The sequence below is a fragment of the Helicobacter sp. TUL genome (genome assembly GCF_002287135.1).
Lineage (GTDB): Bacteria > Campylobacterota > Campylobacteria > Campylobacterales > Helicobacteraceae > Helicobacter_F.
In genome coordinates, this window is record NZ_NESU01000005.1 from 65713 (window position 1) to 80765 (window position 15053).

15 protein-coding genes and 1 pseudogene are annotated in these 15053 nt (G+C 38.5%); 13 read left to right on the plus strand and 3 right to left on the minus strand.

Features of this window, described 5'->3' with window-relative positions; translation table 11 throughout:
- Positions 1-81: 81 nt before the first annotated feature.
- From exbB to B9T66_RS03655, 3 genes are read left to right on the plus strand one after another with little or no spacing between them, the layout of a single operon-like run.
- On the plus strand, positions 82-540 hold the full coding sequence (exbB, locus tag B9T66_RS03645) for a TonB-system energizer ExbB (RefSeq protein ID WP_095627635.1): 459 nt from the start codon (positions 82-84) through the stop codon (positions 538-540).
- Positions 537-920 (plus strand): TonB system transport protein ExbD, encoded by a 384-nt coding sequence (exbD, locus tag B9T66_RS03650; protein ID WP_095627636.1) that lies wholly within the window; start codon positions 537-539, stop codon positions 918-920. The genes exbB and exbD overlap by 4 nt, the downstream gene beginning before the upstream one ends.
- Positions 883-1551 (plus strand): TonB family protein, encoded by a 669-nt coding sequence (locus B9T66_RS03655; protein WP_095627637.1) that lies wholly within the window; start codon positions 883-885, stop codon positions 1549-1551. The genes exbD and B9T66_RS03655 overlap by 38 nt, the downstream gene beginning before the upstream one ends.
- Positions 1552-1684: 133 nt before the next feature.
- On the opposite strand, the pseudogene B9T66_RS03660 reads toward B9T66_RS03655, so the two are convergent.
- Positions 1685-3784: pseudogene (locus B9T66_RS03660) on the minus strand (RNA degradosome polyphosphate kinase); the annotation flags it as partial.
- A 151-nt stretch (positions 3785-3935) separates the two neighbouring features.
- Here B9T66_RS03660 and B9T66_RS03665 point away from each other — a divergent pair.
- On the plus strand, positions 3936-4445 hold the full coding sequence (locus B9T66_RS03665) for a hypothetical protein (protein ID WP_095627673.1): 510 nt from the start codon (positions 3936-3938) through the stop codon (positions 4443-4445).
- 42 nt (positions 4446-4487) lie between these two features.
- Positions 4488-6335: a menaquinone biosynthesis decarboxylase gene (locus tag B9T66_RS03670; RefSeq protein ID WP_095627674.1), complete on the plus strand. Its 1848-nt coding sequence runs from the start codon at positions 4488-4490 to the stop codon at positions 6333-6335.
- On the opposite strand, the gene B9T66_RS03675 is transcribed toward B9T66_RS03670, so the two are convergent.
- Positions 6332-7759, minus strand: a complete 1428-nt coding sequence (locus B9T66_RS03675; protein ID WP_095627639.1) for a hypothetical protein — start codon at positions 7757-7759, stop codon at positions 6332-6334. The genes B9T66_RS03670 and B9T66_RS03675 overlap by 4 nt on opposite strands.
- Positions 7760-7763: 4 nt before the next feature.
- Entirely contained in the window at positions 7764-8375 is a 612-nt protein-coding gene (locus B9T66_RS03680) for a UPF0323 family lipoprotein (RefSeq protein WP_180763328.1), read from the minus strand.
- 163 nt (positions 8376-8538) lie between these two features.
- On the opposite strand from B9T66_RS03680, the gene B9T66_RS03685 reads away from it, so the two are divergent.
- From B9T66_RS03685 to B9T66_RS03720, 8 genes are all read left to right on the plus strand, one after another.
- Entirely contained in the window at positions 8539-9429 is an 891-nt protein-coding gene (locus tag B9T66_RS03685; RefSeq protein WP_095627641.1) for a DnaJ C-terminal domain-containing protein, read from the plus strand.
- 9 nt (positions 9430-9438) lie between these two features.
- Positions 9439-9792 carry a heat shock protein transcriptional repressor HspR gene (locus B9T66_RS03690; protein WP_095627642.1) on the plus strand — a complete coding sequence of 118 codons (354 nt, stop codon included), beginning with the start codon at positions 9439-9441 and terminating at the stop codon, positions 9790-9792.
- Between the two features lie 5 nt (positions 9793-9797).
- A complete protein-coding gene (locus tag B9T66_RS03695; protein ID WP_095627643.1) occupies positions 9798-11003 on the plus strand; it encodes a replication-associated recombination protein A in 1206 nt (401 codons plus the stop codon).
- Entirely contained in the window at positions 11000-11926 is a 927-nt protein-coding gene (locus B9T66_RS03700) for a hypothetical protein (protein WP_095627644.1), read from the plus strand. Before B9T66_RS03695 ends, B9T66_RS03700 begins: the two co-directional genes overlap by 4 nt.
- A 58-nt stretch (positions 11927-11984) precedes the next feature.
- Positions 11985-12977 carry a UDP-3-O-(3-hydroxymyristoyl)glucosamine N-acyltransferase gene (lpxD, locus tag B9T66_RS03705; protein ID WP_095627645.1) on the plus strand — a complete coding sequence of 331 codons (993 nt, stop codon included), beginning with the start codon at positions 11985-11987 and terminating at the stop codon, positions 12975-12977.
- 40 nt (positions 12978-13017) lie between these two features.
- The gene (locus tag B9T66_RS03710) at positions 13018-13953 is read left to right on the plus strand and encodes a hypothetical protein (RefSeq protein WP_095627646.1); all 936 of its coding nucleotides are present in this window, start codon (positions 13018-13020) and stop codon (positions 13951-13953) included.
- Between the two features lie 53 nt (positions 13954-14006).
- Positions 14007-14411 (plus strand): diacylglycerol kinase, encoded by a 405-nt coding sequence (locus B9T66_RS03715; RefSeq protein ID WP_257874584.1) that lies wholly within the window; start codon positions 14007-14009, stop codon positions 14409-14411.
- A gap of 61 nt (positions 14412-14472) precedes the next feature.
- Entirely contained in the window at positions 14473-15015 is a 543-nt protein-coding gene (locus B9T66_RS03720; protein ID WP_095627648.1) for a YceI family protein, read from the plus strand.
- The last annotated feature ends 38 nt before the right edge of the window (positions 15016-15053 follow it).

The window sequence follows — 15053 nt, forward strand, 5'->3', positions numbered from 1 at the left end:
TATTTTAAGAATTATTCTTATAAAATTCCGCCTAATTCGTAGGGATTATGGAAGTCATTATCATAAGGAGTGTGTAAGGCTATGGAGCTACTCAAGGAATACATCGATCATATTATCTTTGCTATTTTGGGGCTTATGAGCTTTTTAGTTGTGTGGTTGAGTATTGAGCGCACTCTATTTTATGCCAAACTCAAAATCGAGCATTACGCGACAAAAGAAGAGCTAGAAGAAGCATTGAGTAAAAATCTTACAGCGCTCTATATTATCTATTCCAATGCCCCTTATATCGGACTTTTGGGCACGGTTGTGGGGATTATGATTACCTTTTATGATATGGGTGTGAGTGGTGGGCTTGATGCCAAAAGTATTATGATAGGGCTTTCTACTGCGCTTAAAGCGACTGCATTAGGGCTTTTGGTTGCTATTCCTACGCTTATTATTTATAATGTTTTTTTGCGTAAGGTTGATGTGTATCTCAATAGATTCCAAGTTTTTTGCACAAAAACCAAGCATACGCATAATGGAGATAATGCGCAATGAGGCTTCCTAAAAAAGATGGCTTAAATGTGATTCCGCTTATTGATGTGATGCTTGTATTGCTCGCAATTGTGCTAAGCGTTTCGACTTTTATCGCACAAGGGCAAATCAAAGTGGAATTGCCAAACTCCAATCAACAATCAATGCCAAGCGATGCGCCCACAAGTTTGCTTAGTATCGATAAAGAAGGGAATATCTTTTTTGAAAATATGCCCGTGGATATACCCACGCTTAGGGATAAGATTTTTGCGCTAGATTCCAAGGTCTTATTAAAGCTTGAAATTGATAAGGATTCTAAGTTTGATATATTTGTGCAAGTTGCAGATATACTAAAGGAGAAAGGACATGAAAATGTTAGTATTGCCACATCACAACAACGATAAGATTCTCACTCCAAGTAAGATAGGCTTTTTTGCGTCCTTGTTGTTGCATGTACTGTTTGTGTATCTAATCCTTGAAAAATTCCAGCCTACACAAGTTGCCCAAAATGGTATCGATACTATCACACTCGCGCTTGCTACGATACAAACTCCTAGCCAACAAGATACCCAACCAAAGCCTACCCCAAAACCAAGCAAGATTCAAAAAAAGCAACAACCAAAACCTTTGGCACAAAAAGCCCATAATCCAGTGCCCCAAGAAGTTGTGGAGCAGACTTCAGAATCTATAAATGCTAAACAAGCCAATGAGCAAAATTCCGGCGACGTTGTGCAGCGCACTGCTAAAAATAACGGAGAATATAATGAGTTGTATGACAAGATTCAAAGTGCGATCACCCAAAAACAAGAACACCCATTTATGCTACGCAAACGCGGTATTGAGGGCAAAGTAACGGTGGAATTTGATGTTTATACAGATGGTAAAGTGGATAACATCAATGTGGTGCAACCCTCACAATATGAAGCATTTAATGAAAATTCAATTAAAGCTATCAAAGATGCCTCAAAGAATTTCCCACGATTACAACACAATCAAAAATTTGTTGTAGTGCTTGAATACAACCTCGCTACATAAAGCTTATTGATAGAAATCCTAAATTTTAGAGACAAGGCGTTGTGTATTTGTAGATTCTGCCTTGCTCTCTTTTGTTTGTTTTTAGAATTTTAATTCTTAGCTTTTTATCTTTTGTTTATTCTTAACTCTTTTGCTAACTCTCGCCCATCATACGCTTAATAAGCTTTAGGGCTTTGACACTTCTTTCATTTTTGTATAGCATATTTGTCATTTCTTCAAAAACTTCCTGCGCATTAATAGGATCTTGCGTTGGGGTGAGTTTTGTATATTCACCATTGCTTTGAAGCTCGTGGGCTTGGAGATTATCTTTTAGTTGGATAGTGATGATCTCAAGCAATTTATGCGCAATTTTTTCATTAATAGCAGGCGTGAGAATCTCTATCCTGCGTTCAAGGTTACGCGGCATAATGTCTGCTGAAGCAAAATAAATAGGCGTTGGCGCATTTTTGAAATAATAGATTCTAGCGTGTTCTAGGTATTTACCCACAATAGAAATGACACGGATATTCTCGCTCACGCCTTTTACCTTAGGTCTTAGGCAACATATCCCACGCACGATAAGATCAATTTTTACCCCTGCTTGTGAGGCTCTATAAAGTTCTCGGATAATATCCACATCAACAAAGGCATTAGCTTTCATTATGATTCGCCCTTGTTCGCCATTTTGGCGTTCATTATCAATGAGACGAAGCAATTCGGTTTTTATTTGTGTAGGAGCTATTTTTAGTTTGCTAAGCTCGGTTTTGTAAGCATTGCCTGTGGAGAGTGCATGGAAAAGCTTTAGAGCATCGTTGGCGATGTCTGTATTACTTGTGAGCAAAGAAAGGTCGGTATAGATTTTGGCAGTCCCTGGATTGTAGTTACCTGTGCTAAGATGGACATATTCTTTAAGGGCGTTATTGACACGCTTTATGACAAGCGCGATTTTTGCATGGACTTTTAATCCTGGAATCCCATAAATCACATGCGCCCCCGCAGATTCTAGACTTTTAGCCCAATGGAGATTGTTTTCTTCATCAAAACGTGCTTTAAGTTCGACAAGCGCAGTGACTTGCTTGTTGTTTTCGGCTGCCTCGATGAGAGCCTGCACAATGGGTGAATTTTTGCCCACGCGATAGAGTGTCATACGAATACTCACAACATCAGGATCTTTTGCTGCGCTTTGAATAAAATTCACCACAGAATCAAAACTCTCATACGGGTGAAATAAGAGTGTGTCGTTATTGTTTAGCGTGGTAAAAATATCGGTGCTGCTTTCTAGTGGTGGTAAAATCTTTGGATTTATTGGTGGTAGTGTGAGGTGGGCAAAATCCTTACTTACCACGATTTGCCACAAACCACTAAGATTGAGTAAATATGTTGTTTTATACACATAAATATCTTGTGAATCCACCTTAATATTGGCATTAACAAATGTTATCAAATCCGCATCATTATCGCCAATCTCTAAACGCACGATTTCACCCTTTCGGCGCGTTTTAATCCCCTCACTCATAATTTGGAAAAAGTCATCAGCTTCCTCCTCCTCGATTTCCATATCCGCATTTCGTGTTATCCTAAAAGGTGTATAGCTAAGAATCTTGTAATCATTAAAAAATTCTTGTGCAAATTCACCGACTATATCCTCCACAGGCACAAATACGCCGCTTTGGATTTCAAAAAATCGTGGCAAAATGCGAGGAATTCGGATAATGCCATAACGCAACGCATCATCTTGGGATTTAAATTTGAGCGCTATAGCAAATGAGAGGTTATTAAGGTGTGGGAATGGATGCGTAGAATCCACAAGCACAGGGACAATAACTGGATAAAGTTGGGTGAGAAAATATTCTTTTAGGAGTTTTTTCTCTTGCGCGCTTAAATCTTTGACTTGTTTAATGTGAAGATTTTCTTTGCTTAGCGCATCTTTTATGGTATGAAATATTTTCTCTAGCGTGTCTTGCTCTGCATGGAGGTATTCTCGTATGCTTGTTAGTTGTTGTAAGGGAGTGAGTTTATCAGCCGCTGTTTCGGTAATGCCACTTGCATATAGGCGCTTTAATCCAGCCACGCGTATCATATAAAATTCATCAAGATTTGTGCCATAAATTGCTACAAATTTGAGTTGCTCCAAAAGTGGCATACGCGGATTTGTTGCTTCATTGAGCACACGCGTATTAAAGCGAAGCCACGATAATTCGCGGTTAAAATACATTTTGCTATCTTGAATTGTCATCTTACCCTCCTTGCTTTTGTCTTTATTGTAGCCAAATTTCTATACAATCTCACTCAATTACTAGGTATTCTTAAGGGATATGTTGCTTTTTATTACTTTTGTGCTATTATTGCGAACTTTCACCACAAATTTCATCGGTGAAGATCTTAGGTTTAGAGGAGTTTATGTTATGAAAAAGTTATTTTTAGCATTAGGTTTAAGTGCTAGTTTGGCTTCTGCAGTGGAAATTGCAAGTTTTGAGATAAGCCCAGAAATTGGTGTTAGTGCTGGAAAAGTTGTGTCTAGCAAATGGGATAATTACACACCAATGAATTATGGTGCATACGCGCGTGTATGGCTTGGTGCATTTGGTTGGGTAGTGGCTCCTCAAGTGAAATGGGATTCCTATGAGAAAGCAAATGGGAATAGTGCTTACACCAATACACAGATAGGGGCTTCACTTGGTCATAATTTTGGTTTAGTTGTATTACGTCTTACGCCTTATATTGGGATAAATCAATCAACATTTAGCAAAATCTTTAGCGATACGACATCATATAATGTGGGTATCAAACTAAAACCAGCACTTATCCCTCTTGCAGTGAGCCTTCAATACACATACCAAAATCCAGATATTGTTGGCACAAACACAAGTTTTGCAATGCATAATGTGCAAGTTTTGTTAGGTTTGCATTTTTAAGGTCGCTTTGTTACAATGCCTCCAAAAATTTTGGGGGCATGTATGCAAAATTTTCACGACACACACGAACTTATCAAATATCTACAGGCACACGATGCATTGCGTATCATCGATACACCCTTGGATATTTATTTAGAAATTCCACATCTTGCGTATTTAGAAGTTAAAAAATCAGATTCTAAAGCCCTCCTTTTTACACATCCAGTCGATAAAAAAGCAAATAAGACGTTTGATATTCCTGTGCTAATGAATGTTTTTGGATCTCATAGATTGCTTACTCTTCTTATCCAAAAAGATCCAAATGCCATAGCCAAAAATATCGCTGCGTTATTGAAATTTACTCCGCCAAAGGGTGCTATGCAAATTTTGCAAAAAGCCAAAGAACTTTTTGCATTGCGTCATGTCTTTCCCAAAAAAACATCACGCACACCGCCATTTCAAGAGAGAATCCAACAAGAGATTAATCTCTATGAGTTGCCAATCCTCACGACTTGGGAACACGATGGCGGACCATTTATTACTATGGGGCAGGTTTATACCCAAAGCCTTGATGGCAAGAAAAAAAACCTCGGTATGTATCGCTTGCAAATTTATGACAAAAATCATCTTGGATTGCATTGGCAGATTCATAAAGATTCGCATCATTTTTTTCACGAATACAAAAAGGCTGGACAAAAAATGCCTGTTAGCATTGCATTGGGTGGTGATCCGCTATATATTTGGTGTGGTCAAGCACCGCTACCTATGGGTATGTATGAGCTTATGCTTTATGGATTTATACGAGGCAAAAAACCAAAGGTGGGTAAATGTCTAACAAATGATTTATATGTGCCTTGTGATGTAGATATTGTGATTGAGGGTTGGGTGGATACTAATATTATGCGTGATGAGGGACCATTTGGTGATCATACGGGTTTTTATACACCTATAGAATCTTATCCTGTGCTTGAAGTAAGTGCTATTACGATGAAAAAAAATCCTATTTTCCCAGCCACGGTTGTTGGCAAACCGCCACTTGAAGATAAATATATGGGGTATCTTACAGAGCGCATTTTCTTGCCATTGTTGCAGATGACTACGCATGGCTTAGAGGATTATCATATGCCTGAAAATGGCGTGTTTCATAATCTCATATTTGCCAAACTTGCACCGCAGTATCCAGCTCACGCTATGCAGCTTATGCACGCTTTTTGGGGTGTGGGACAAATGAGTTTTGTTAAACATGCTATTTTTGTTGATGAAAATGCCCCAGATTTGCAAGATTATGAGGCATTTGGAGAGTATGTGTTAAATCGTTTTAGCACAGATTGTATGCTTATTAGTGAGGGGGTTTGTGATGCACTTGATCACTCAAGCCCAAATTTTGCTAGAGGTGGCAAGCTCGGCGTGCAGGCTATGGGAGAAGAAATAGATTCTAAGATTGTGTTTATGCAAGATGTGCCTTTGTGCCATAAGATTCAAGATCTTTTCCCATTTGTAGAGGGGATTAAGCAGTATTTTCCACACACATATAATCCGCTTTGTATATGGAGTGTGCAAAAACAATCTAGTAGCTTCAAGACACTTATTAGCGCTACTGCTTTGGGAACACTTGCACAAAATGTGCGTATAGTCTTTTTGGTAGATTGCCGCAAAAATAACCTCTCAAATCCTTATATGCTCGTGTGGAGAATCACAAACAATATCGATGCAAAACGCGATATTTGGGTGCAAGAAGGCGTGGTATTTATCGATGCTACCGACAAAAATGCGCTAGATGGGTATCATAGGGATTGGCCAAAAGAAACTGATTGCAACAAGGAAGTCATACAAGGTTTGCAAGACAAAGGCTTGTTAGAGGGCGTGGATCTTGCGTTTTTGCGACATTATCAAATCTGTGGTGAATGCTAGATTGCCATTCGCACAGATTCTGCAAGTAAGCCTCCATCGTGCGCAGGCACAAAAAACTGCACACCCAAATCTCGCGCCTTTAGCATAAAATCAGAATCTTTAGATTCTGGCATAAGGATAATAAATTCTATTTTCGCATCTTTTTTGGTTATTTTGAATTTACGAATAAAATCTAGTGCACTCACATTTTCATTGCGCCAATCCATCACAACAATGTCATATTTGTTTGCGCATAATTCATTAAATGCGGGGATCATCTTTTGTTCGGTAGCTATGGAGAGACAAGAATCCACTTTTTCGATAATCTGTTTATCTCGGTGCAAGTCCGCGCTAGATTCTCTAATAATAAGAATATTTCTTTTGCTAACTTCTTCTAAATAGCGCAAAAGATTAAAAAGCTCTTTGCTACGCGGCGAGAGTTTGCTTTTGTCAAGTCCGCGTAAAAAATAATGCAAGAAAGTTTTTGAGCTATAGCCACCCTCAATCCCTGCGTCACGGAAAAATCGCTTAATCACCTCGCTGCGTTTTGCTCTCTGCCACAACACAGAATCTAAATCATAGGCTTTGGTATCAAGAAGCATTATAAAATGATCTTTTATGTCTTGTTTCATTGGAGTAAAAACTTCAGAAAATTCTTGGAGATGTTGTTGTCTAAAGTTTTTTAGACGATCTGTAGTTTTTACCAAGAGATCTTTTTGCACCGCAATAAAATTCACCAAATCCACATAGCGTTTTCGCATAGCTTTGACATCTTTTTCTAACTCTTGAAAATCCTTAGAATGTTTGTTGCTAGAGTTTTTGAGTGCAAATTCAGATTCTTCGAGTTCTTTACTCAAAGGGCGGACTTGGGCTTGTGCGTTATTGAGAGAAGCTTTGGTTGCTTCTATAAGGTTTTGTGCTTTGAGATAGGCACTTTGGCGATTTAAAAAAATCTTTTCAAACGAATATTCAAGCGAATACTCTGTTTTTTTGACATAGTTTTCAAATTCTTTATAAAGCGCTAAGATTTCTTGACGCAGTTTTTTTAGGGCAGGATTGGCGAGTGTGCCATCCATTTCACATAAATCATTGTATGCTGTGAGAATAAAGCGTTGTGATCGCAAAAAATCAAGGCGTGGATGATTTTCCATAAAATCTTTATAGTTTTGCAAAATAGTATTTTCTCGCTCAAAAAATTCGGTGATACATTCTTGTGCAGATTTGGTTACAGGGATTTCATTGGGATCTATGGGTTTTGGTTTGGGGCGTATTTTGATAACACGTGCTTTTTCTACATCAAACTCTATTTCAGCATTTTTGCAAAGCTCATTTGCTTTGCCCTCCCATAAATCAAGATTAAAAAGATATTGTCGCCTATTGACTGCTTGTTCGATTTTGCCCTGTTTATTTTCTGTGTCTATTTCTAAAAGTATGCCTTGTAACATATATTTATCCACCCATTACGCTAGAGCCACCCGCGCGCCCACTGCTACTAGAATTATTACCAAAAAACCCACTGCGACCGCTAGTGCTTTTTAACCCACTGCTTGAAGTGCTTTTGTTAGAAAAGCTATTTTTGCTTCTCTCATAAGCTTGTGGGGATTTATAATTGCGTTGTGCATTGGCTTGGAAGTTTGGATTATTAAAAAGTTTGTTGCCGATATAACTTCCCAAGATCGCTCCAGCTGCTGATGCGAGAATTGCCCCACCAAGTCCAAGTCCTCCGGAATTTGGGTTAGTAAGTTCGCTTGTTCCAGCATCAATCTTGCGCTCCTCTTGGGCGATGAGTTGGGATATTTCCTCATCACTTAGCATACGCTCTTGACCATCTAATGTTTTTAGAAGCACCCGTGTAGTATCGCTTGGATATTCTTCAAGGATCTTGTAACTTCCATCTTGTTGTTCTTCTATGATGACAAATGCACCATTTTTTTGTGCATTTTGGAGTATTGAAGAATCCTTAGTATTAGAATCTTCGCACCCATACATTGCAAACGCTACTGCCACACCTATGCCACCAACCATCGCATAATCTTTGATTTTGCTAAATTTCATCATCACTCCCATATGTAATGGATTCTAAGCGTTTGCATTATATTTTTTTTCACTCTTAAAAGTCAATAAGCGTATTAAACTTGATTGCATAATACTAAAGTTTTATGATATACTTTCACTAAATTTTATAGTTTATCTTTTTATGTAGATTCATTATTAAGGAGTTTTTATGGCAAAAAGTTTATATCAAACATTAGAAATATCAGAGAATGCAAGTGCTGATGAGATTAAAAAAGCATATAGAAAACTTGCAAGAAAATATCACCCCGATATTAATAAAGAACCCGGTGCAGAGGATAAGTTTAAAGAAATCAATGCAGCATATGAAGTATTGAGTGATGAGAATAAAAAAGCCCAATATGATAGATTCGGAGATTCTATGTTTGGGGGGCAAAGCTTTCACGATTTTAGAAGCGCACAGGGCAATATGGACATTAATGATATTTTGTCGCATATCTTTGGGCAAGGGGGCTTTGGGGCTGGGACAAGTCAAAATTTCCATAGCTCATTTGGTGGAGGTTTTGGCGGTTTTGGTGATTTTGGCGGCTTTGGTGGCGGAGTGGATAATGATATTTTAGATTCTATCACAATCCCTTTTAAGAGTGCTTTGCTTGGTGGTAGCTATCATTATAGCGGTAAAGGTGGGGAATTTACCATTAAGATTCCATCTGGTATTCGAGATAATGAGACTATTAGGCTAAAGGGCAAAGGTGCAAAAACGCGCTATGGCACAGGAGATTTGCTTCTTAAAGTGCGTGTCGCACCAAACCCAGAATACAGCATAGATGGCGATGATTTGCTAAAAGACATAGAAGTCCCACTCAAGCTTGCGTTATTTGGTGGCAAGATGAAAGTAAGCACCTTACAAAAAGACATCACTATCACTATTCCACAAAATACCAAAAATGGACAAAAACTCCGTATCAAAGAGCTTGGGTTAAAAAACAGAAAAACACAGCATGTGGGGAATTTGTATTTGCGTATCAAGGTGGTATTGCCTAAAGTGGAGGATTTAAGTCCAGAACTTAAAGAAATGCTCCAAACTCAACTTACAGACTAGGAGATATCAATGTATAGCTATGATGAACCTGTGTATCTTATTAGCGTTGTGGCAAAGATTTTAGAGATTCATCCACAAACCTTGCGCCAATATGAAAAAGAAGGATTGATTGCGCCAGGACGCACCGATGGGAAAATGCGTCTATACTCCCAACGCGATATTGACAAAATTAAAACGATTTTACGACTTACGCGAGATCTTGGTGTGAATCTTGCGGGTGTGGATATTATCTTGCGTTTAAAAGAGCGACTTGATGAGCTTGATAGTATCATTGAAGAATTACGCGAAAGTAGCAAAACCCCTTCCCAAAAAGAACTCAAAATCAAAGAGAGTTCTTATGAAGTGATTTTATTTAAAAAGTAGCGTGTATGAAAAATATTGCCAATGCCTTGCGCCCTAAGAATCTTGATGAATTTATAGGACAGGCACATATCATTGGCAAAGATACACCTTTGTATAAAAACATTCTTTCTCAAACCCCACCTCATTGTATTTTTTATGGACCCCCTGGTTGTGGCAAAACGACATTAGCACGCCTTATTTGCGAAATGCTTGAATATGAGATAGGCTATTTTAATGCCACCGCTTTTAAGCTAGAGAATCTCAAAGCCTTTGTGCTTCAGTATCAAAATTCTTTGTATAAATGCGCGGTGTTTATTGATGAGATTCACCGCCTCAATAAAGCACAGCAAGAATTTTTGCTACCCATTATGGAAGAAGGTCAGGTGTTGGTGCTTGGGGCTAGCACGACTAATCCTTTTTATACTCTCACAAATGCTATACGATCGCGGTGTTTTTTGTTTGAATTTATGCCTCTTTCGCGTTTGGATTTAAAAAAACTTCTTGATAGAGCGCTTAGTCTTTATCCGTGTGCGCTAGATTCACAAAGTTATGAGTATCTTATAGAATCTAGTGGGGGCGATGGGCGCGCAATGCTAAATCTACTTGATGCCGTGCTTGATGTAAAGCCTATCACTATAGACACCCTAAAAGCTATGCGTCCTTTTAGCCTCAATGACGGAAGTAGCGAGGATAGCACACATTACAATCTTATATCCGCAATGATTAAATCCATACGTGGCAGTGATGTGCATGCGAGTATCTATTATCTTGCGCGTCTTATAGCTGGTGGCGAAAACCCTGAATTTATTGCGCGTCGTCTCGTGATTTTAGCAAGTGAAGATATAGGCAATGCCAATCCAAATGCGTTAAACCTCGCAACTTCCACTATGCAGGCAGTAAGCAAGATTGGCTACCCAGAATCTCGCATTATTCTTGCGCAATGTGTGATTTACCTCGCTTCTTCGCCCAAATCTAATACCGCATATAAGGCAATAAATGCTGCGCTAGATTCTATTGCAAAAGGCAATCTTTTACCGATTGTGCCTAATATCCTCCCTGATAGCAAGGAATATTTATATCCGCATGATTTTGGTGGTTATGTTACACAAACATATCTTGCGACACCACAACATTTTGTTGAGCGCGCGGATAAGGGATTTGAAAAAACACTCAATGAATGGCTTGATAAGATTCACGCTATACACACTGCCAAAGATTCACACAGCAAATGATACGATTTATTGCACTTTTTCTTATCGCTTTAATAGCGTATCAGGCTTTGCTTTTTGGTGAGGAGGAAGAAGCAATTTACAAAGAGCAAAAAATCGGTTGGCAAGTTGATTTGCGGCGTATTTCGCTTAATTTCTCCTCGACTTCTTTGCGTAATCAAGAGCTTTATAGCGTATCTGCGGACACGCGTTTGCAGGGCGATTCACAAATGATTGCACAGGGATATTTGAATCTTGGTATGGATTATTACACGCCAAATTTTGTCATCTTTAATACACTTTTGGCAGAATATGGACAAACAATCATCTTTCCAGCAAATTCCCCAAGCGTTAGCAATAAAAACCTTGATCGTATTTTATTGAGTTCGGATTATACACAAAGGATTTGGGAGTTTGAAGAATTTTTGGGCATACCAAGTTTGTATTTTGAGCTTGGTCCTCACAGCAAGGTTTCTTATCAGACAGAATTTGTGGCTTCTAATGAATTTGGTAGGCGACAGATTGTGCGTGCCAATGCGGGAGTGAAAATTTTTAGTGGTATGGTGCTTAAGGATTTTGCGCTTACGATGTTTGGAGAAAAAGATTTTAATACTGGCACGAATGCACAAAGCTTTGGCTTGGAATTGGGTTTTGCATTAGAAAAACAATTTAAAAATGGTGGCAAACTCTATTATGAAATGCATGCGCGCGATTATCTGTATTCCGCCACTTCTAATGACTATGATCCTAAATATTACCTAGAGCTTGAAGTGCGCTATGATCTTAATCTTTACAAAAAAATTACCATAGCGCCATTTTTCAAACTCTATATGTTGCAAGGCAAATATTTTGATCGTAGCGGAAGCAATATTATGACAGGACTTGTATTTTCCTTTGGACAGATGTTGCGGGAAGCGCCATTTCAGATTGTTTCAAAACAAAATTAGCGTAATGAGAATTTTAAGGTATAATGCCTATCTTTAACAAAACCCCAAGGATTACCTTATGCATCTCTATCAAGCCATACAATTTTTAGAATCTAAACAGATTCACGCTACACATCATTACAAGGGAGAGGATTTTATCATAAGCGGTATTGCTCCTTTAGAATCTGCGTCTTCAACGCACATAAGCTACATTGATCAGGATAAATACATTCCTAAACTTGCTACTTCTAAGGCAGGTGCGGTGCTAGTGCGCACGAGCTTTATGCAGGATTTGGAGGGCAATGTCCCACCTTCTATGCAGATTTTAGAAGTAGAAAATCCACATTTAGCTTTTGCATATCTCTCTGCGTGCTTTGCAAAGCCCGAATTTGCAAATCCTATGCAAAATTATGCCTCCACTTATGAATCTAGTATAAAAATCGCGCCCAATGCCTTCATCGGAGCAAATGTGCACATTGGTGCACGTAGTGAGATTTTGGCTGGTGTGGTGATTAGCGATAATGTGGAGATTGGTGAAGATTGCGTTGTGTTTCCTAATGTTGTCATTTATCGTGATACCAAGATTGGAAATCGTGTGAGAATCCACGCCGGAAGCGTCATAGGAAGTGATGGCTTTGGTTATGCACATACCAAAAATGGTGAACATATCAAGATTGAGCATAATGGGTGCGTGGTGCTAGAAGATGATGTAGAGATTGGCGCAAACAACACTATCGATCGTGCGGTTTTTGGCGAGACTATCATCAAAAAAGGGAGCAAAATTGATAACCTTGTCCAAATTGGTCATAATTGCGAGGTGGGAGAGTATACTTTGCTTGTCTCTCAAGTAGGTTTGGCTGGTTCTACCACCACAGGACGCAATGTCGTAATGGGAGGTCAGGCTGGCACTGGGGGGCATATTCACATTGGTGATTTTGTGCAAGTCGCAGGACGCGGTGCAGTGGGTAAAAATCTCCCACCAAATACAAAATGGGGTGGTCACCCACTTATGGAGCTTGATGAGTGGATGAAATTTTATGTCAAACTGCGTCGTTTAGTCAAATCCAAATAAATATAAAATGGCTAATGTGTTAGCACACAAGGAGAAAGGAATGAAAAAAAAGACAATTTTTATTATTATCGGTGTGAGCGTGATTATTATCGTGGGACTTTTTGTCGCTACCAAAATTTTGAGCTCACAAATGAGTCGTGTGATGGAGCACGAGCTTAACGCATTTTTGCAATCCCAAAATACACAGGATATACAACTTGAATATGATCCTTTTGTATGTGAAGGAAGCACGACAATCGTGTGTAAAACAACACAACTTACTATAAATAAAAATCTTGAAATACTAGGCACAGAATCTTTGGATAAACAATTCGCTCCTAAAATTCTACATTTTAGTGATCTTGTAGTGAGTTTTGGCGGTAGCAAAACACAAGCAAATATTGAGATAGAATCCGACATAGCTGTGCTTGGGAAGCAATTTCATGCAAAATGTATGAATACAATCAATTTTGTAGATTCTATGCTTGATACAAATATAACATGCAATGCCCAAGCAGGTGATATGCAATCTGTAGCAGATACGCACCTTGCTTTTATTCACCCTAGTTTTAAATCAAGCACCCTTCATGAAATTATCAAAATGTTTAAAGACACACAACAGCGTAATGTAGTGCTACAAGATCTTGAAGTAATGCCTATTTCAGATCATATTTCTCTCAAATCTCCAAGCCTCAAAGAATCTCTACGCGCCTTTTATGGAGCTTCTGAAGAAGATATGCAGTTTTATAGTGTGATGTTTGCTATTATAGAATCTAGCTATCAACAAACACAAAACTCCCAAACAAAAGAATTAGATAATGCTATAGCCAATATGGCAAGAATTCTTAGTGATGTGTGTATAGATGATAAAATTCAAGAAATTTGGTATGACATGCATACCAAAACCCCACAAGTATCTTTTAAATGGAAAGATATTCTTCAAATGAGCCCTGTTGATATGCAGACACATTTTAGTTTAGATTTTGGGAAGCGCTAATGCAAGAACACTACACAAATAATGAAACATCAAAGAGTCATCGTGAGACTTATTTGCATGATACATGTACCCAAAATACTCGCAATGCCAAAAAAGGCAAAAAGGGGCTAAAGCGTATTTGGAATGCATTTTTGTATTCACTAGATGGCTTTAGAGCCGCTTGGAGTGATGAGGCAGCATTTCGTCAAATCGTGGGATTGTGTGTAATTTTTATCCCATTAGCTTTGTGGATAGCGCGAGATTGGCAAGAGGGCGTATTACTTTTATTGCCTTGTTTTTTTGCGCTTATGGCTGAACTTATCAATTCTGCGATCGAAAATGCGGTGGATTATACTGGGATAGAGATTCACCCACTTGCCAAAAAAGCCAAAGATATGGGTAGCGCTGTGCAGTTTTTGGCACTCACATTTTGGGTTTGTGTGTGGGTGTGGTATGGCGTTATGCGATTTTTGGAATAATGCGTTATAATGTAGGCGTGAATCTTAAGATAGATTCTCATTAAACTTGAAGGAGATTTCAATGAAGGCTTTTGTGATAGCTTTGGCAGTGGCTTTTGGGAGTATGAGTGCAGCACCTTATATGATAGATTCTACACATTCATCAGTGGGATTTGAAGTAAAGCATTTGATGGTGAGCAAGGTTAAAGGGAATTTTAAAAAATTTAGTGGTGAGATTGAATTTGATGGCAAAGCCCTTACTAAACTCAATGGTAAGGTAGCGATTGCAGATATCAATACCGATAACAATACGCGGGATAAACACCTCAACGCACCAGATTTTTTTGATTCTAAAAAGTTTCCAGATGCAACCTTGAGTATGACAAAGTTTGAAAAAGGTAAAGTGTATGCTGATCTAAAAATTCGTGATGTGGTAAAAAATGTCGTATTTGATACAGAAATAGGTGGACCGATTAAACACCCAAAAACAGGCAAAGATATAATTTCTGTATCACTTAAAGGTGAAATTAATCGTAAAGATTTCAATGTTGGTGAAGATACTGCTGATAGCTCTGTAAGCGATAAAGTAATTATTACTATCGAGTTAGAAGCAAGTGCACAATAACTATATGCCTAATAAGTCTCTTGGGACTTATTAGGGTA